This window comes from Christensenella sp. KGMB01412, from assembly GCF_055522415.1.
The window spans coordinates 324,526-343,744 of record NZ_JBVFVW010000004.1 but is presented as its reverse complement, the minus strand read 5'-3'; the positions used below and the strand labels follow the sequence as shown (position 1 = coordinate 343,744).

General features: G+C 50.2%; 18 protein-coding genes. 1 reads left to right on the top strand and 17 read right to left on the bottom strand.

Going from position 1 to position 19,219, the window contains the following annotated elements; all coding sequences use genetic code 11:
- Positions 1–48: 48 nt before the first annotated feature.
- The 6 genes from ACS5WU_RS09190 to ACS5WU_RS09165 form a co-directional block, all read right to left on the bottom strand.
- The gene (locus tag ACS5WU_RS09190) at positions 49–1,044 is read right to left on the bottom strand and encodes an ABC transporter permease (RefSeq protein WP_046443691.1); all 996 of its coding nucleotides are present in this window, start codon (positions 1,042–1,044) and stop codon (positions 49–51) included.
- 22 nt (positions 1,045–1,066) lie between these two features.
- Complete coding sequence (locus ACS5WU_RS09185; protein WP_046443690.1) at positions 1,067–2,074, bottom strand: ABC transporter permease; 1,008 nt, start codon at positions 2,072–2,074, stop codon at positions 1,067–1,069.
- Positions 2,075–2,098: 24 nt separating this feature from the next.
- Positions 2,099–3,592 carry a sugar ABC transporter ATP-binding protein gene (locus tag ACS5WU_RS09180; protein WP_302760439.1) on the bottom strand — a complete coding sequence of 498 codons (1,494 nt, stop codon included), beginning with the start codon at positions 3,590–3,592 and terminating at the stop codon, positions 2,099–2,101.
- Between the two features lie 79 nt (positions 3,593–3,671).
- Positions 3,672–4,844 carry an apurinic/apyrimidinic endonuclease family protein gene (locus ACS5WU_RS09175; protein WP_302760440.1) on the bottom strand — a complete coding sequence of 391 codons (1,173 nt, stop codon included), beginning with the start codon at positions 4,842–4,844 and terminating at the stop codon, positions 3,672–3,674.
- Positions 4,841–6,337, bottom strand: a complete 1,497-nt coding sequence (locus ACS5WU_RS09170; protein ID WP_302760441.1) for a rhamnulokinase — start codon at positions 6,335–6,337, stop codon at positions 4,841–4,843. The genes ACS5WU_RS09175 and ACS5WU_RS09170 overlap by 4 nt, the downstream gene beginning before the upstream one ends.
- Before the next feature lie 603 nt (positions 6,338–6,940).
- On the bottom strand, positions 6,941–7,876 hold the full coding sequence (locus ACS5WU_RS09165) for a DUF1848 domain-containing protein (protein WP_302760442.1): 936 nt from the start codon (positions 7,874–7,876) through the stop codon (positions 6,941–6,943).
- Positions 7,877–8,112: 236 nt separating this feature from the next.
- Here ACS5WU_RS09165 and ACS5WU_RS09160 point away from each other — a divergent pair, with 236 nt between their 5' ends.
- Positions 8,113–8,388 carry a GIY-YIG nuclease family protein gene (locus ACS5WU_RS09160; RefSeq protein ID WP_302760443.1) on the top strand — a complete coding sequence of 92 codons (276 nt, stop codon included), beginning with the start codon at positions 8,113–8,115 and terminating at the stop codon, positions 8,386–8,388.
- A 270-nt stretch (positions 8,389–8,658) separates the two neighbouring features.
- On the opposite strand, the gene ACS5WU_RS09155 is transcribed toward ACS5WU_RS09160, so the two are convergent.
- The 11 genes from ACS5WU_RS09155 to ACS5WU_RS09105 form a co-directional block, all read right to left on the bottom strand.
- Positions 8,659–9,123: a cell division protein SepF gene (locus tag ACS5WU_RS09155; RefSeq protein WP_052740475.1), complete on the bottom strand. Its 465-nt coding sequence runs from the start codon at positions 9,121–9,123 to the stop codon at positions 8,659–8,661.
- 191 nt (positions 9,124–9,314) lie between these two features.
- On the bottom strand, positions 9,315–10,025 hold the full coding sequence (locus ACS5WU_RS09150) for a LytR/AlgR family response regulator transcription factor (RefSeq protein WP_059109701.1): 711 nt from the start codon (positions 10,023–10,025) through the stop codon (positions 9,315–9,317).
- Between the two features lie 18 nt (positions 10,026–10,043).
- The gene (locus tag ACS5WU_RS09145) at positions 10,044–10,463 is read right to left on the bottom strand and encodes an RrF2 family transcriptional regulator (RefSeq protein ID WP_046443684.1); all 420 of its coding nucleotides are present in this window, start codon (positions 10,461–10,463) and stop codon (positions 10,044–10,046) included.
- Between the two features lie 332 nt (positions 10,464–10,795).
- Positions 10,796–12,103 (bottom strand): sensor histidine kinase, encoded by a 1,308-nt coding sequence (locus tag ACS5WU_RS09140; protein ID WP_302760444.1) that lies wholly within the window; start codon positions 12,101–12,103, stop codon positions 10,796–10,798.
- Positions 12,104–12,357: 254 nt separating this feature from the next.
- Entirely contained in the window at positions 12,358–13,602 is a 1,245-nt protein-coding gene (locus ACS5WU_RS09135; RefSeq protein WP_046443682.1) for a sugar ABC transporter substrate-binding protein, read from the bottom strand.
- Between the two features lie 35 nt (positions 13,603–13,637).
- Positions 13,638–14,684 (bottom strand): ABC transporter permease, encoded by a 1,047-nt coding sequence (locus ACS5WU_RS09130; RefSeq protein WP_302760445.1) that lies wholly within the window; start codon positions 14,682–14,684, stop codon positions 13,638–13,640.
- The gene (locus tag ACS5WU_RS09125) at positions 14,677–15,651 is read right to left on the bottom strand and encodes an ABC transporter permease (protein WP_052740473.1); all 975 of its coding nucleotides are present in this window, start codon (positions 15,649–15,651) and stop codon (positions 14,677–14,679) included. The genes ACS5WU_RS09130 and ACS5WU_RS09125 overlap by 8 nt, the downstream gene beginning before the upstream one ends.
- The gene (locus ACS5WU_RS09120) at positions 15,644–17,143 is read right to left on the bottom strand and encodes a sugar ABC transporter ATP-binding protein (RefSeq protein ID WP_320606799.1); all 1,500 of its coding nucleotides are present in this window, start codon (positions 17,141–17,143) and stop codon (positions 15,644–15,646) included. Before ACS5WU_RS09120 ends, ACS5WU_RS09125 begins: the two co-directional genes overlap by 8 nt.
- A 156-nt stretch (positions 17,144–17,299) precedes the next feature.
- Positions 17,300–17,566, bottom strand: a complete 267-nt coding sequence (locus ACS5WU_RS09115) for an HPr family phosphocarrier protein (RefSeq protein ID WP_046443678.1) — start codon at positions 17,564–17,566, stop codon at positions 17,300–17,302.
- A gap of 93 nt (positions 17,567–17,659) precedes the next feature.
- Positions 17,660–18,895 (bottom strand): PTS transporter subunit IIC, encoded by a 1,236-nt coding sequence (locus ACS5WU_RS09110; RefSeq protein ID WP_082103480.1) that lies wholly within the window; start codon positions 18,893–18,895, stop codon positions 17,660–17,662.
- Entirely contained in the window at positions 18,892–19,197 is a 306-nt protein-coding gene (locus tag ACS5WU_RS09105; RefSeq protein WP_082103479.1) for a PTS sugar transporter subunit IIB, read from the bottom strand. The genes ACS5WU_RS09110 and ACS5WU_RS09105 overlap by 4 nt, the downstream gene beginning before the upstream one ends.
- Positions 19,198–19,219: the final 22 nt, after the last annotated feature.

Genomic DNA, 19,219 nt, shown 5'->3' with positions numbered 1-19,219 from the left:
ATTCCTCCTCTGAATCTATTTTTTCTGCAGGGTTTTTCCCCGCAAATTTCATGCTTCGTTTGCCTTGATCTTTTTCAGCATATTTTTATCCTGTACTTTGGAATAGACGAAGTTGAGCGCAAGCACTGCGATCAGCAGGCAGCCCATCACGATATCCACAAAGAACCGGTTGAGTCCGAAAATGTTGAGCCCGCTCGACACAATTTGCAGCGTGAATACAGCCACCACCGTGCCAAACACCTTTCCATAGCCGCCCGCGATGCTCGCCCCGCCAAGCACCACTGCAAGAATGCTCTGCAGCAGATATGACGAGCCGTAATCCACCTTCATGGAATTGTAGCGCGCCGTCATAACGAGCGTTGCGAGGAAACAAAACACCGCGCTTAAGAGATATACCTGCATCAGCTGTTTTTTGACGTTGACGCCGGAATAACTGACCGCCGTTTCGTTGCTCCCCAGCATGTGCAGCTTTGTGCCCCAGGGCGAGCGCTCCATAACGAGCCACGCGACGATCGCAATCACAATGAAAATAATCAGTGAAATTGGTATTCCCGCCACCGTACCGTTGCCGATTACGCTGAAGCTTTCCGGGAATCCGGAGATCGCCCGTCCTTCCGTGAGATTGAGCCCAATCCCTTCAAAAAGCATCATCGTTCCAAGCGTCGCAAGGATTGGCGATACGTGAAGGTGCGCGACCAGAAAACCATTTAACAGCCCGCATCCAAGCACCATTGCAAGACCGGCCACAAGCCCCAGTACAATCGAAACCGCCGGATCTGCACCGGATGAATAAAGATTGCTGATTACAAGCGCCATGGTAATGCCGGACAGCGACGCCACGTAGGTCAGCGAGAGGTTGATGCCCCCGGTGAGGATCACCACCATCATGGCGAGCGCCATGATGCCAAGCTCCGGAATCTGGAATGCCATGGACTGCAGGTTTGTGGCCGTCAGGAAATCCCTGGGAGACAGGATGGACATCAGTATGAACGCACCGATACATACGATCAGCAGAACGCTTTCTTTTGGATTTTTCTTAAACATAATTCCCTACCTCTCCTTCCGCTTACGCCACGTCGACCTTGCGGCGGTTCTTTTCGGTGTTGTACCTGCTGATCGCGTCGATACTGACCGCGACCACGATGATGATCCCGACCACGATCTGCTGCCAGAAGGTTGGGATACGCATCAGGATCAGGCCGTTATTCAGGATCGTCATGAACACCACGCCAAGGATCGCCCCAAATACGGAGCCGTAACCGCCCTGGATGTTGGTTCCGCCGATTACCACGGTCGCAACGACCTGTATTTCGAATCCCGCGAAGGAATTGGGATCCACCTGGCGGTAAATGGACGTGTGCACCAGCGCCGCAACTCCCGCGAGCGCGCCAAGGTACATATACAGCAGCGTCTCCGTCTTTTTGATGTTATAGCCGATGCGCTGCGCCGAATCCCGGCTGCCGCCCACCGCGTAAACGCTCCTGCCAAAACGGGTGTATTTCAGAAGCGCCCAGGTGACGACCGCCACAACGATCAGGAACACCACCTGTATGGGCAGGCCGACCGGCTTTGTAACGCCGTCCACCGTGGTATTGAAAAAGCTGATTTGCCCAAAATCGATAAAATTCTGGGGGATACCTGTGATCCAGGTACCGTTCGTTGCATATTTTACGATGCCGTTTATGATGTTGAACGTGCCCAGCGTGGCTACAATAGGAGGAATCTGCAACCGCGCTACGAGCAGTCCGTTGGCGAGCCCCATCAGCGCGCCTGCGCCCACCCCCACAAGCAGCGCCAGGAAAATATTATCCGAAACCTGCATGAGGAACGTCCCCACAATACACGCGCACGCCGCGGTGACCGCGCCTACGGATACGTCGATGCCGCCGGTGAGCACCACAAGCAGCATTCCGCAGGACAGGATGCCCAGCACAACGCAGTTTTTGAGGATGTCCATCAGGTTATCCAGTCTCCAGAAAACCGGATTTACGATTGAAATAACTGCTACGATGATAATAATGATGCCCAGCAGCATTCCTTCTTTTGTCTTTAGTACTTTTTTTACATTATTCATAGTAATCACCCACAATCGTTTTGCTTACAGAATTGCTTCATTCATGATCAGTTCCTGCGTGGCGTCGTCACCATTGAACTCGGCGACGATGTGCCCTCTTCTCATGACAAGTATCCGGTCTGACACCGCCAGTATTTCCGGCAGGTCTGAAGAAATCATGATCACGCCGATTCCCTGTGCGGCAAGCTCGCGCAGGATGTTGTGGATGTCCTGCTTGGCTCCGACGTCTACGCCGTTGGTTGGCTCGTCGATCACCATTACCCTGGGATGCGTTGCTACCCATTTTGCAATTACAATCTTTTGCTGGTTCCCGCCGGACAGCTTTGACACCTGCATCTCCGGATAGGGCGGCTTTACGTTGAGCATATTGATATACTCCTTCGCCTTTTCACTTCGCTGCTTTTTATCCACGATACTGAGCTTGCCGACCAGCTGGTCCAGAATATTGATCGTTATATTTTCTTCCACATTGTTCTCGAGCACCAGCCCTTCCGTCTGCCGGCTTTCCGGCACGAACGCAAAGCCTTCCTTTACAGCCTCGCTGGAATTTGAAAACGATACCTTTTTTCCATTGAGGACGACCTGCCCGCTGTCTGCCTTCGAAAGGCCGAACAGCGTCTCGCACATCTCCGTCCGTCCCGCGCCCACAAGCCCCGTGATACCAAGTATCTCACCCTTATGCAGGGTAAAGCTGATATCCTTATAATTTCCCCTTCTGGAAAGGCTCTTTACCTCGAGCAGCGGCACGTCTGTTGCGGACGTAATACCCGTACGCTCAAATTCCACGTTTCGGCCTACCATAAGGGATATGACCTTACGCCTGTCCATATCCCCTGTTTCGTAGGTTCCCATATACTGCCCGTCGCGCATGATCGTCATTCTGTCGGCGATCTGGAACACTTCGTCAAGCTTATGGCTGATGAAAAGCACGGCCATGCCTTTTTTCTTGAGGCCGTCTATGATATCGAATAAAAGCTGTACCTCTGAGGACGAAAGCGACGAGGTCGGTTCGTCCAGAATAATGAGCTTTGCGTCGTACACGAGCGCACGCGCGATTGCTACAAGCTGTTGCTTTGCTACGGAATAACTTCCAAGCCGCGCGTCTACGCTGATTCCTCCGCCGATTTTGTCAAGCGCCGCCTGCGCCGTTTTTTTGAGCGCCTTCCAGTTAACAGTTTTTTTCCCTTCCTCGATCACCCCGCTGATCGCGATGTTTTCCGCAACCGTCAGGTTTGGAAACAGTGAAAAATCCTGATAAGTGACTGCGATTCCTTTTTTGACTGCGGTGATTGGCGTAAGGCTCGTCACTTTTTCGTTTTCGATATAGACCTCCGAGCCCTCGTCCGGTTCGTAAGTACCCGCCAGTATTTTGATCAGCGTGGACTTCCCCGCGCCGTTCTCGCCAAGCAAAGCGTGTACTTCTCCTTTATTGATCCCAAAGGAAATATCCTGCAGCGCTTTCACGCCCGGAAACGTTTTGCTCACGTGTTTCAGACGGATCAACTCTTCCCTACTCATTCCTGAAATTCTCCTTCACCCTCGATTTAGATTTTTGAAAAGGTACCTATAAACTTTCCGGAAGGACTTCCCCTTCCTGTTATGCCTTTCTATTTTTGAGCGCTTCGGCAAGTGTGATCCCATCCCTCGGGATGAACCTGCGCCAGTACGCAAGCGTCTCGCGAAGCTGCTCGAAAATGCTGTATTTGGTCGCCATATTGGAATAAAAAAGCTCAAAGCTGAGATAAATCTTTTCTGCCGGGGGCATGATTTCATCCTCGCGGGCATAGGATTCCGCGATTGCTGAGAGCAGGCGTTCTCCAGTAATGATGCCCGTTTTATTGGCCTTCGGCGTAAATGAAACGTGCCCCGCGGTTACGCCGTCCGTCTGCTGCATATGCACGATCGGCGAATATTTTGCGAGCCTGCGGAACCACTCGTATTCGTCCGTATCCTCCGGGCCTGCAAACAGGTACCCGTATTCCTCCATGCCGGAAAGGATTTCGTCCGCGCCCCTCTCGTAATCGCCGCTCTTGCGAAAGCTTTGCCACTGCGCGTACTGCCTGTCGCTGCCCAGCCATATGCCGGGCCGCTCTTTGCCAAAGCTTTCCACAAGCTGTTCACGCGTGGGCTTTTGGTATTTTGCCTGACCGATCATATGCCCCGTATCCAGCGTGACATAGGCCGGATTCCCATTCGCTTCATAGACGCGCTGTAAATACCGTTCCGTCTGTCCAATGGTAAAGGGCGGCTGGTAGGGTACGTACATTTGCTCGAAGCTTACTTCAAACCCGCCAAGCTGCCGGGCATAAGCGGCTGTTTCCTGCATGATGCGTATGATCTGTCCTTCGCGCTTTTTATATTCATCCGGCTGCTGCATCGCCGCCTCGGGTATCGCCCAGAAGCTAAAGCCAAGGCCCTTTGCCCCAAGGCCTTTTGCACGCCGCATCAGCTCGAATATCCAGTTTTGTTTGAGGTGCTCCGCCATACCCGCGTTGTGGTGCGCAAGGCCTATGGTACGGTAGGTTTGGTAGCCGGTGAAAAAGTTGGCGACCGTAACGCCTGTTTCCCGCTGCGCCTTTTCCACTTCCCGGAACCACTCGTCCATATAACCTTCCGTAGAGAACAACGGATCCATTTCGTTGTCCGTACTGGCCTGCACGTAGGAGAAACCGATTTCCTTTGCCACGCGCATCCATTCAGCAGGCCTTACCCAGCGCTTGATCGCAAAACAGTTATCGAGTACAAGGTATAATTCAGGCGACTGTTTCATATTGTTTTCCCCACTGCCTTCATATAACGTTCAAATAGATCGTCCCAGCCGCCGCCTTTGGCAGGATAATAATCCTTTGTGTTCGCCGAACGCGCGGCAATTTGCCTTCCCTCCTGCAGCGAGCCGATATGTCCGAGACCCTTCATCTGCATCAGCAGGTTCCCAACCGACGTTGTTTCCGCAGGTCCCGCTTTTACGTGCACGCCAATCGCATCCGCAATCCACTGGCATAAAACACTGCTTTTGGAGCCTCCGCCGACCACATGGAGCAATTCCAGTTTTTTTCCTGTGATCCGCTCAATCGCAAGGCCGCAATATTTGATGGCAAGCACAAGACTGTCGTACACGCACCGCGCGACCTCTCCCATGCCCTGCGGCACATAACCGCCGCGCTTTTTCTGGTACTCCTGTATCCGCAGCGGCATATTGGGATTTGGATGCGCGAACTCCTCCGCGTCAAGGTCGATAAACGCCCTGCCGCCCCCGGCTTTTTGCGCCGCATCGATTACCTCATCCCATTTGAGCTTCCTGCCCGCTTCTTCACTCCAGCGTTTGTGGCATTCCTGAATCACCCACAAGCCGGTGAAGAGGTTTACAAGATTTGTTTTGCCTTCGCAGCCGCCCTGGTTGGCAAAGCCCAGCTCAAAGGTTCTCCTGTCCCGGTGGATCGTATTCCCTTCGACGCCAAAGATCGCCCATGTTCCAAGGCTGATATACGCCCAGTCCTGCGTCTGCTCTGCGCTGACCGGCACGCCCGCCATCGCGCTTGCGGTATCGTGTGTCGCCACGGCGACAACCGGTAGCTGCGGAACCTCGTATTCACGTGCAACGCCCGGCTGTATTTCGCCAATCAGCGTACCCGGCTGCAGGATTTCCCTGCAGATATGCTGCGGCAGCCCAAGGCGCTTAAAAAACCGTTTTTCCCATTGCTTGTTTTCCTGATCCACCATCAGCGTCATGGTCGCGTTCGTATATTCATTTACCGCAACGCCTGTAAGGTTATAATTCAGAAGGTCCGGCATCATAAGCAGCCGCTCTGCCGCGCATAGCGCGCTTGCATCCTGCTGCTTTTGCGCGTACAGCTCGTAAAGGCCCATAATGTTATTGGTATTTGTGCCGCCGAGCTTAAAAATTTCGTACTCTCCAAACGCCTCGTCCAGTTCTTTTTTGTAGATATAACGTGCTTCGTCCCTGTAATTGACCGGATTTTCCAGCAGCCGTCCGCATTTGTCCAGATATCCAAAATCGCAGCCCCAGGTATCGATTCCAACCGAGCAAAGATCCCGGTGCCTTTGATATGCCGCCTTGATCCCTGTTTTGGCTTCATTCGCAAGGCGCAGCACATCCCAATAAAGGGTTCCCGCAAACCTTACCGGAATATTGTCAAATTCGTGCACAGTCTCCATTTCAAAGCTTTCGCCGTCATATTTCGCCACAATACATCTTCCGTGGCTCGCGCCAAAATCGAGCACCAGATATTTTTGTTCCGCCATCGCCGCTTCCCCCAAACAAAACGCTTTTTTGTAACCTGACTGACAGCGTACACATTTTCGTTCCCGAAAAAAGGGCAAAAAAAAACGCCTGTTCAGGCGTTTTCAATCAAAAATAAATTGATTACCATAAAATTCTGGCTGAACGAAAATGTGTATTTTTGCGTTCAGATTCTGACAGTATCCTGAAGCCGCTTTTCCACAAATTCTGTGAACGTTCCCACATTTCGAATTTTTAAAACACCGGCGGTTTTTCCCTGTTTTGGGAACGCCGTATGTAAAATCGAATTCGGTTGCTTTTTATGTGTAAGAATTTTCTGGATTGTTTCCGTGTCTCTTTTTTAATACAATAATTGCATCAGGGCGCAAAGTCAAGATAATTTTTTATTTTGGAAATATATTTCGCAATTCAAATTGTAAGAAATATATTTCATCCATTGGAATTATTTCGAGAGCATGCTTTTTAAAGGCAAACGAATCGATTTTTGATATTTTGTCGTCCCGGTTCGTCAAAAACCGGCACTGATTAGGGGAACGTTCACACCAATGCGGCACGTCTGCAAAGCCGCCGAAAATATGTCCGGGGCGCAGAAATCCTGAAACCAGTCAAAAAAGCCGCATTTGCGTCTGCTTTTCCTTCCATGATTTCACCGCGCGTTCCGTAACCTTATCCCCTTGCATCAGGCTTCCGCACAAAAGCGGCGAAGCGGGATCGTACTGTTTGCAGTTACGCGTTACGGCCTGCCCGGAATCATTGGCATAACAGTAAGCGCAGCCATTGCCGCAGGTGTCGTACGCGCCGATATCCACACTGGAAACACAATAACAGTCCCCGCGCTGACCGGGATCTTTTTTCAAATGGAAGGGATACCCCGTGATACGCGAAATAAGCGCGTCGTCAATACATTTTGCGGGCGGCACGCCCGCTGCCGCAAGGTCGATGGTTCCGCACGCGGAAACCGCAATACCCTGCCCAGCCGCGATTTTGAAAAACTGCTGTGCAAGCCGGTTTTTCTGTTCCTGCGGAATCTCTCCCACGCCAAGCGCAGCCATCCGTTTTTTGATTTTGGCATACAGGTCGATAAAGCTTAGCTTACACTGCTCCGTATAGCCCGAAAGCCGCTCCGCAAGCATCGAAAAAAAATCGACATGAAACGCCTCCGTATAGGTTTCGTTGATGAGAACCGGGCTGTAACGCCAAACGGTCCGCTCCGGGCCAAGCTGCTCCGACAGGCGTTTGAACGTATCGGCAAGCTCGTTTTTCCCCGGAAGGTTGCCTTCAATCTCTCTGCCGTAGGGATTGACTGTAAACTGGACATAGTAAGGATAAGCGGCAATCCGGTCAAGTTTTTCCAGCATGGGCTTTGGATTTTTGGTCCAGAACACAATGCAGTCTACTACGTCCGGCGAAAGCGTTATCCTGCTCACCTGATGAAAGTTCATGGGATTTCGCACAAGCGCATAGCCCTCCGTTAGCCGGTTCAAAAACCAGTCAAAATAGAACCGCGGAATATCCGTGCGCCTGCTTACACTGAGTATCATTTCCCGCCTCCTTGCCAATTTCTCTTTATTTTAGTAAACACCCCCGCCCGGCCAAAAGCAAATTAATTTTAGCAGTAAGCGCCTCCTGAGATAAACCTGATTTTTCTGTAAGCGTTTTAACCCCCCACCATGGCAGCGCATTTACGCGTCCCCGGCAAAACGGCGCTTGAGGCAGACCTTTTATTTTGGTATGATTTGTGATAGAAAGGCCCTAATCCGGGCCGGAACGGAGCCGAATGGAAAAGCAAAACTGCATCTATATCCTTTTGTGCGCAGACGGCACGCTGTATACCGGTTGGACAAACGACATAAGCAAAAGGCTGAACGCCCACAAAAGCGGGAACGGCGCAAAATATACCAAGGCGCGGCGGCCCGTGAAGCTTGTCTATCTGGAATGCGCCGACAGCAAGCAGGCGGCCATGCGGCGCGAATACGAAATCAAGCAGCTGTCCCGCGGCGAAAAGCTTGCGCTCATCGAACGTGCCGCGCCCCCGGAAATTCCGGGCGGTTGATTTTGCCGTGTCAAAAAGGCCACCGGGCGAGCGCATAAGATGCCGCGCCGAGGAGCTTGAGAAGCCATGACCACGTTGCGCCGCTTATGCTTGAATAGGCGGATGCAGCGCGCCGTACTCAGTTTTGATTTTTTGAACTGTACGGCGCGTCTCCGAAGGGAGGCGTTTTATGCGCCCGGCACTGAATCCTTTGTACGATATCACATACTATTTCCACAAACGGCAAAGGCCCGCACGTTTTGTGTGCGGGCCTTTGGTATTCGTTCCGTTTTAGTCAGCGACGGCAGCTTCTTCCAGGTTTGACGGGCAATCGATGTTGCCGCTGGTTTCAATAAACACATTTGCCGTCGTGGCGACGTATATGCTTTGCGATACCCTGCACAGGCTGCCCCTGAGCGCCAGCAACGCCCCGCTGACAAAATCAACGATGCGGCGCGCCGTTTCTTCCTTTGCATCGTCAAGGTTGATTACCACCTGCGTATTTTGTTCCAGGTTGCCTACAATATCATTGACCTGTTCAAAATGCTCCGGCCTGAAAATCATAATATTGGCCTCATAATCATAAAGCCTGACTATATTATCGCCGTCGCTTTTCTGCGTCTTCTTCTTTCTTTTTTTGGCAGGTTGTTTCTGTTCGTCGTAATCTTCCCGCTCCGGTTCATATGCGTAAGCTTCATCCACCGGAACGCGCTCCAGCCCGATTGCTGCAAATAATCTGTTTCCAAAGCTTCCCATTTGGCTTCTCCTTCATTGTGTTTCTTTCTCATGTTTTCCGGCAGCTCCGGCAGACCTCTTCTTTACCGGCTTGCCGCTCTGCCAACATTACATTAACCCGTCCAATGTCCGCGAAACCAAAACTTTCGAAACCCTCCGCATATTTCAGATTAAAATTTTCAGGGAGCATACGCGCCTTTTACCTTGCGGGTTCAGCTGCATGCCTCTTTTACCGCCTTCAAATATACCCTTCCGATGGGAACCTTTTCCCCGTTCGAAAGCTCTATTTCCTTCATCCCTATATTAATCCGTGCGATTTTATCCACCGATACGATATAGGAACGGTGCGTTCTTAAAAAGCCGTGATCATACAGCATGTTTTCTATCTTTCCGAAGGTGGAATAAAACTCAAAGCTGGTGTTGTCATAATATACATTGATATAGTGACCTTGTATCTCAAAATAATGGATATCCTTTACAAAAACCTTGCGTATCTCCCCCGCGCAGGAAAAGATCAGCGTTTCACGCGTTTTATTCCGGCATTTTTCAAACGCCTTCAAAAATATTTTTTCAAACTGCTCCCGGCTGGTTTCCTCTTTGACTACATAGTGGAAGGCGCCCACGTCAAACGCTTGCAGGATGACGTTATGCGAGGTCGCCGACGTTAAAAACACGATCTCGCTTTCGCTTCCGTTATCGCGAAGCCTGTTTGCAGTCTCTATGCCATTAATCCCGGGCATATCGACGTCAAGGTAAATCAGGTCCGGCTCCTCTTTTGTGTCGCTCAATTCAAACAGCATCTGCTTTCCGCTCAGATATGGGGTAATATCCAGGTCAATACGGTGTTTTTCACAGATCGTACTGAGTATGTCCGTATATAAAGTTATATTTTCCTTGCAGTCGTCACAAAATGCTACGTTCACAAGTATCTCCTTCGGTGTTTATTGTGTGCTTTTTTTACTTCCGTCAATCAGCTTCTGGATCGTCGTTTCCTCAAACTGCCTTTCCAGTTTTTCCTGTACCTCACGATAAAAGCTGTGGGTTGGGCATTCCTGCGCCGCAAAACACGAACAGAACGGCTCATGCTCCTGGCAACGCATAATCTTAAACGGTCCCTCGGTTACCTTCAAAATATCCAGAATTGTAATATTCTCCGGTTTTTGCAGGAGGCTGTAGCCTCCCGATACCCCCATATGCCCGGTGATCAGGTTTGCGCTCCTTAATTTATTCGCCGTCGCAAGCAGCGACTTTTTCGCAATCCCTACTTTTTCAGATATCTCTCCCGCCGAGGTTACCCGTTTGGTTTTGGCGAGATACATAATAATCCTGATTGCGTAATCTGTTGTAACTGTCAACTGCATCTTTTTTCCTGCAATTCCTCTTTCATAAGCCTGGTTTGCCCATACACGGCCCTTTACAATATGCAGACCGCGCGAATGAATATAACCACACTCATATATTCATTCCTGAGTTTTCATGATAAGGTAGTTTGTACTTGATTTTAAGGAGTCAAACGGATCACTCACGCCGCATGTGTGACTTCTGTGTGATTTCTGCTTTTTGGTTCGCATGCGCCAGATTTTCGGCAACACAAAAAGCCCGGCAACAAAAATTGTTGCCGGGCTTGTATTTATTGCTTCTGTTTTTGCAGGGAAACGCCCGCGTTACCTGCCAATCACACTGGTGATAATGATCAGCACCGCGGCAATGCTCCGCATTCGCCGTCCCCCTTTGGGATTGTAATCGTAACTGTTGTTCCCTGATTCCGCAGGCTGTTTACCACAACCTCTCCCCCACAGATATCCTTTACCCGTTTTGTCACATTCTCAAGGCCCAGATGGCTGCCGCCATCGTCCCTGTCTGGCACCCGGAAGCCTGCCCCGTCATCTGAAACAGTTATGACAAAGGATTCCTGCGTCTCACAGGTTGAAATCGTTACCGTCCCGCCATCTTCCTTTCTGGTAATGCCGTGGCGCACGGCGTTTTCCACAATGGGCTGCACTGTAAGAGGCGGAATCAGGAAGCTTTGTGCCCGCAGATCATAAACCACTTTCAAAATATCTCCAAACCGTTTTTGTTCCAGGGAAAGATAGCTTTTGACCTGTATCATTTCCCGTTCAAACGGAATGCACCCTTTGGCTGTGAGCGCATCGAGGTTTCCCCGCAAATAATTTGAAAATTCCACGACCGCTTCCTTCGCCTGTTCAGGCTCGATATCGCACAACTGCTTAATGGCAGCCAGCGAATTGCACAAAAAATGGGGCTGTATCTGGCTTAGCATAATAGAAACCTTTGCATCCGCAAGTTCCGCCTCCCTTTGCCGGATCCTGCGCGCCTGCTCCTCCTGAATGAACAGGAAAATGATCAAAATCGAAATTGTCGTCGCAAGGTTGAGCAATGCGATTCCATAAACAAATATCTGGATACACATTGCCGCCACCGGCAATATAATATAGGAAGAAAACGCGATAAGCTCGATTCTTTCCATGCTTTTGCGGTACCGGATCAAAAGGCCCGCATTGATGCACAGCCCAACAATACCCCAAATCTGCGAAACCCAGAAGGAGCTTTCCCTGTGGTACAGGTTGTTTCCGTCAAAGCTGTAAAACATATGGTTAAACTGGGAAATAACCACAAATAGTACCGCAACCACGCACATTACCCGTACAGCCCTGAGCGGAGCATACGAAACATTTGTCTTTTGCCCGATATAATTGGTGAGATAATTGGTAAAGGCCGTGAGAAGCAGGTAGCCAAATGAAAAAACCAGAAAATTTGCTATCCGCACCATCCAGTAGTTTGCCGGATCAGGACTTCCCTTGCTCAGCCATGCCGCCGCATCGCTTGCCAGAATAACAATATTACAGATTAATATCCGCAGGAAAAGGCGGTTTTGCCTGCTCTTTGATTTTTTGCCGATCATCAGGCATATTGCGATGATCAGCGTTAGAAGGCTTCCCCATATTTCAAGCGATACGTTGATATATCCCACTGTAGTCATGCCTGCGTTACCCTATCTTTCCATGCGATTTTTTCGAATCGGCGTCAATCCCCTGTTCCATACTATACCGCCGATATATTATATCAACCAGGCCAAAAATTAACAAGCATTCCTGTGAACCGCGCATTAAAATTAGCATTGCAGGCGCTTATATCAGGCAAGCGGATTGATGAAATTTAATATCACCGCATTTTTCACGGAATATCAAAAGGCCCGGACTAGTCCGGGCCTTTTGATTTGGTTTTATCAAATTTTTACCATTGTGCCGGCAGATAATTCTCAACGTTTTCTTTTGTGATTACGCCGGGAGTCATCAGAATTGCGGTTGGAAGCTCTTCTCCGTTAAACCACTTGGCTGCTAGCTGAACGGGCAATGCGCCGTCCTGCATGGGGGGCTGGTTGGTCGCGCAGGCAAGCTTTCCTTCTTTGACATAATTGAGCGCTGTTTCGCTGTTGTCGATCCCGCCGATAATGATATCGTCACGGCCCGCAGCTTCGCAGGCTTCTATCGCTCCGATTGCCTGGCCGGTCGTCTCTGAGGTTGCAATTACGTTCAGGTCGTCGCCGTATTTTGTAATCCAGTCGGATACGACGCGCTTAACTTCCTCAGCCTCCATGCCCGGCGTCTGGATATCAAGCAGCTTCATGTCCGGCGCAATCTTTGCAAGCTCTGTAACGACGCCGTAAGCGCGCGCATAATAAGCCGATCCTCCGGGATTGTGCGTGATGATCGCATAGCCGCCTTTGTAGCCCGCATCCTCGGCGATTTGCTGTGCAAGGAGCCTTGATTGTCCCCAATCGTCCGGCGCGCTGAAGCTGAGCAGGTACTTCATTCCTTCCGGGCTGGGCATAACGTTCGAGCCAATCACCGGAATGCCTGCCTGATAGATTTTACGCAGGTGCTGCGCGGATGTTTGCTGGTCAACAGGCAGATAGATGATCAGGTCCGGGTGTTCGTTGATCGCCTGGTCTACCATCTGCGTCTGCACGTTTACATCCCAGTTGGGGGACATCACTTCCACATCCATGCCATAAATTTCGCCTGCCTGTACGGCCGCTTCGTTATAGGCCGTATGATAAGGATGGTCGCCGTTTTTGATTACAATGATCTTTTTTCCAATACAACCATCCGCGGGGGACTCCGGCATTGTTTCTTTCTCTACGTTTGCAAAGGGATATTCGAAGTCGTACCAGTGGCCTGAATCCGTTTCCGGAAGGGAATCCGGATCTTCGGGACGCGTCGGCGGCTCAGGAATAATCGTATCGATAAACAACGGATTCCCGTCCGGCGTGGTATAACCGGAAACATCGATCGCAAGCGATTTTTCGAGGTTTGATCCTCCGTCTCCGCCAGCAGCGGCGCTTTCCCCCGCAGCGGATGAACCCGTCGCCGTGGAAGCGTCTGCCGAAGATTCTGCCGGCGACTGCTGAGCGCAGCCGGCAAACAGCGCAAGTACCATCAGCATTGCGACAACTACTAACAAAATTCTCTTCTTCATAATTTTCTCCTCATATTTTTTAGTGAACTTCACGTTCAAACTTTACTTTGCTTTGTCCGTCCGGCACGTTCCGGCAGATGTACGGCTTCCCGCATCAAATCCGGATGAGCCCCCTCCATCTTCTGCTTCTTATAGGTGTCCACCGCCTCCATCAGGATTACGACCATGAGCACCAGGCCGCTGATAAATATCTGTATTTCATATCCTGCCTTGAAGCATGTGAGCGCATTGAACAATACGGTGAGTGTAAGAACCCCGAAAAAACTGTTGAGTATGCTTCCCCTGCCCCCGGCAAGGCTTGCCCCGCCAAGCACGGTTGCCGCGATGATCGTCATAAGCGGATTGATTCCGCGTTCGCCGATGTTTGCCATCGCCGAAGCCATACTCAGTGAGAACAGCGCGCCGCCAAGGGCTGCAAACAGTCCGGATAGTGTGAATGCAACCGTAAGGTAGCGGTCTGTATTGAGCCCGGCAAACCATGCCGTCTCCTGATTGCCGCCCACCATATAAAAGCCTTTTCCCTTTGGCGTTTTTGCAATGATAATATGGAATACGATTACAAGCGCAATGGCGATCAATGCCTTCACGGGGAACAGCGGCACCACCGCGTTATCCAAAAAGTCCGCCGCTTCAAAATTTGTAGTGGAAAGTGTCGCCGCATTATTAGAGTAATAAACAAGGCCCTGCACCAGCGTCATCATTCCAAGGGTTGCGATAAAGGAATTGATCTTTGCTTTTGTGACCAGCAGGCCGTTGATCACGCCCACAAGCGCACCTGCGCCCACTGCCGCGATGATTGAAAGCGCCCAGCTTCCTGTTTGCAGGCTGACGTAAATTGCGATATTGCCCGCAAGGTTGATCACCGAAACAATGGATAAATCAAGGTGCCCGCATATGATCACAACCGTGAAGCCGATTACGACCACTGCGTTTAAAACCATAGTCCCCAGAATATTTGTAATATTGAATTCGTTGAAAAAATTCGGCGCGATCACTGACATGACCACAAATAAGACGAGGAATATGACATAGATCCTGTTCTGGTTTACTTTTGTCCAGATATTTGATTTTGTATTAAGCATATTTTTCCTCCATCTTCTTAGCTGAGAACGAAGTGATCCAAACCACTAGGATAAATACCGCGCCGACCACAACGTCCTGTAAAAATGAATTGACTCCGAGCAGCGTCAGTATATTGTTCAACAGCCCAATCGTAAGCACGCCGCCCAAAACGCCCAGTATACTGCCCTTGCCTCCGTCCAGTAAAACGCCGCTTAATACAATCGCAGTGATCGCCTTGAAGTCGTAACCTGTTCCGTAGCTGTATGCGGCTGACTTGGAAAGCGACGCAATGAAGACTCCTGTAAGCGCCGCACAAACGCTGCTGATGATAAACGTTGAGCAGATAACCCGCGTGACGTTGATCCCCGTAAACCTTGCGGCGGATTCCGCACTGCCTACCATTTTAAGTTTTGCTCCATACTTGCTGCGCGATACAATAATATGTAATACGATCAGCAAAGATACCATAATCACGACGCTGACCGGCACGATACCAAAGAGTTTTGTGCGCGAGATCGCTTCAAATCCTGAAACATCGTATTGCGTGTTTGGATAAATGTTGGTGCTGCCAAAAATGACGCGGATGAGCCCTGTTGCCACAAATGTGACTGCAAGCGTCCACACAACTGTGTTCGTCCTGAATTTTCCGATCACAAAACCATTCAGCAGGCCGATTGCCGCGCCAACTGCGAGCGCTGCGATGATGCTGACCACAAGGCCGGCCCCAAGTGTCATGATCGATACAAATCCGGCAACCGCTATTACGGAAGGCCCGGAAAGATCGACAGATTGTCCGGCATATGTAACGAGGGACATTCCCGCGGCAAGTATTCCAAGGAACGCCACCGATTCCAGTATGTTCATAATGTTCATTGCGCTGAAAAATTTGTCTGATACAAACGCGCCGACCACAAGAAGTATCACAACAATAATATATGCGCCATATTTTCCTACGAATTCCGACCGATTGATCCTGTTTTCACTCATCGTTTGCCACCCCGCCATTTGAAGCCATAAGCAGGCTTTCCTCCGTACATTCGTCTTTTCCCATGGTGCCTGTCAGCCGCCCCTGGTTTATAATCAATACCCTGTCCGATAATCCACTCAGCTCCATCATGTCGGATGAAATGACAATCGCCGCGTTTCCTTTTGCTACATACTCCCTGACGGCATTGTGAATCATCTCCTTGGCGCCTACGTCCACGCCCCTTGTCGGTTCGTCAAGAATCAGGAGCTTTGGATGGACTGCCATCCATTTGGCAAGCAGTACCTTTTGCTGGTTCCCGCCGGAAAATGTTTTTACGACCTTCTGCGGCTGGTTTGGTACAATTTTGAGCTTTTCGATGAACGCCCTGATCTCGCTGCCATATCTTTTTTTATTTACCCATTTTCTTTTGGATTGTGCCGTAACCACTGCCGAGGTGATATTATCCGCCATACTGAAACCAAGCTGCAGGCCCTGCTTTTTGCGGTCTTCCGGAAGATAGGCAATCCCCTGGCGAATGCACGACTCGTAGTTTTTGATTTCTGTTTTCCCGCCTTCGATAAAAATTTCCCCTTCATCGAGCGGATCCAGTCCGCAGATTGATTTCACAATTTCACTGCGTCCGGCTCCTGTCAGCCCGCACAGCCCCACTATTTCTTTTGCCCGGACCGAAAATGTAATATCCCTGAAAAATCCGTACCTGCTGAGCCCTTCTACGCGCAGCATTTCGTCTCCGGCATTGTTGCGGCTGGCTGCGTAGAAATCTTCAACGTCGCGGCCTACCATTTTGTGAATAATCTCGCCGGGGTTCGTATCCCGCGCGTGATACGTCCCCTCGTATTTGCCGTCCCGCATGACTGTGATGCGGTCGGAAACGGTGAATACTTCGTTGAGAAAATGGGAGATATAGATGATTGCAAGGCCATTGCGCTTTAATTCGTCGATGATCACAAACAGCCGCTTTACTTCCTCACGCGATAGGGCCGAGGTTGGTTCGTCCATAATCAGTATCTCCGGTTCGTTGGAGAGCGCCTTTGCGATCTCTACCAGCTGCGCTTCGTGCTGGCTCAAGGAGGATACCGGGCTCGCCGGATCCACATAATCCAGCCCGACCTTCTTTAAATAACGCGCCGAGCGGTTCATCATCTCCTTTTGGTCAAGCAAAAAACCTTTTTTGGGAAGCCTGCCCACAAGAATGTTCTCCGCAATCGAGATCGGCTGCGCCAGGCTCAATTCCTGATGAATAATCTCAACGCCGTTATCCTTTGCCTTTTGCGGCGACGTCAGCCTGACTTCTTTTCCGCTGATAAAGATTTGTCCTTCATATTCTCCGTTTTCCCCTGCAATGATTTTCATCAGGGTGGATTTGCCCGCCCCGTTTTCGCCGCAGAGTGCGTGCACCTCGCCTTTCCTGACGTCAAAATTAACGTGGTTTACTGCAATCGTGCCCGGGAATGTTTTGACAATATCTTTCATGACCAATGCGTATTCCATAAAGATTCCCCTTATCCTAAATAATCCATGAATAAAAAAAGATGTGATTTTTTTGATTAGTACAAGCATAATACGTTTTGACCAATTCAAAAAGTCACAAGCATTTCATTTTTACTTTGCAATAATTTCATTCCTGGAAGTTTTGCAGAAATTGATTTAGTTTTCTTCGTTGATGTGTTCAAATACCTTTGTTAATTGTTCCATGGCGATTTTTTCGTCCGGACCATCGCAAATAAGCTCTACCGTGTGGCCTGCGCCTACGCAGAGGGAGAGGAGTTTAACCGAGCTTTTTGCGCTGACCGCGTCGCACCCGTGCTTCAGGCTGATCTCCGAACAATATTTCTGGGCTTCGGCAGCAATCACCGATACGGGCCTTGCGTGCAGGCCGACGTTATTTTTGATTTTCATCGTTTTGCAAATCATGTTTTGTCCTACCATTATCTATCGAATTTTATTGGAACCCTGCCCTGACGCTATCAGGAGACGGCGGTTTCATAACTGGCCTGCCCAAAATTCTTATGCACCTGCAAATAGACGCGCAAACCACGCGGCAAGGCCGCCCCACACGCCATACTCTGTTTCTCCAAAAGCCACTCCATAACCATCAAGCGCCTGGACTGACGACGTCATCCACATAATACTCAGGGAGATCACAAGCCCTACTGCAACGGACGATATCACAACGCCCCGCTTGCCGCCATAAGCATTTGCAAAAACGGCGGAAGAGCCGCCCGTAAAAAAGCAGCTTGCCACGCCTGGCAGCACAACGCACCGGGCCCCGGCGAGCAATGCTATGAGCATTACCGCAATCCCTGCGGCAAAGCTCAAAAGAAAGCCCCACATCCACGCGGCAGGGCAATAAGAAATCACAGCCGATGCGTCCAGCCCTTTCACTGCTTTTGGCGCAAACCTTGCCTGCAGCGCATACATAATTTGGATGATTTCAGCAAGCAGCATTCTCATGCCCAAAAACACAACCGATACAGCCGCGCCGAAGCCCACCGCATATAACAGGCAGTCAAGGCCCCAGTTTCCCTGCGTTTTTCCTGCGGCAATGCTGAAAAGCAAATAGTAAAAAAACATAACGACCGTGGAAAGCACCACGACATCCTTCATTTCAAACCGGCTTTTTTGGCCTTTTTCAAACTTCTTTTTCCCTTGAAACAGCTTTCCAAGAAGGCTTCCAAGCAAAACCCCCGTATTGCCTGAATTGGCAAAGCCAATGTCGCCGCTGCCTGTAACCCTGTGCAGGAGTGGCTGCGTCGCTTTGACCGTCAGGCAGGCGTAAACGCCCACCAGCGCCCCGCCCGTTACAATGACCGCCCAGGGCGGAAGCGGCGTTAACGTTCCGAGGATGACCGTAATAAGCAGCGAGCTATAGAGCAGGTGATGCCCTGTCAGATAGATTCCGTTCGCTTTTGTATACCGCGCCAGCAAGAGGTTCACCACGATCGCGATAAACATGACGCAAAATCCTTCGAATCCGTAATCCGCTATCAATGCGGCTCCCATGAATTCACTGTTCAAAAGCACCGATTGCGTGCCAAAGCCATTCCATATGATATCCGTAAGCGGCGAGACCGACCACATGACAATTTGTGCGCCGAATACCAGCAGCATAAACCCGATCATTGTTTTTATGGCGCCGGACAGTACACCCGAAAACGGTTTTTTCAGCAATAACAAACCCACCACCACCACAGCGGCGGGCAGTATCGGTGGTTTTAAGATTTCAATAAACCAATCCATCATAACGTTTCATGTTCCAAATACTGCGTAAGCTTTGCCTCAATTTCCGCTTCATCGATTACGTTTTCTATTTCAACGAACTTTGCGCCAGGAGAAAGCGTCCCCTTCGTTTCAAGCCCCTGCGGGAATACATAGATATCGGCATATTCCAGCGGCGCGCTGCCAAGATCACAGGGTGTTACCTGCGCGCTCACGCCATGCTTTGCCAATACTTTTTCTACTGTGAACTTGAGCAGGAAGCAAGTTCCAAGGCCACAGCCGCACAATGTGATGATTTTCATTCCGTTCCCTTTTCGTCGCATCATAGTTCCGGCGCCCTGTGTGATT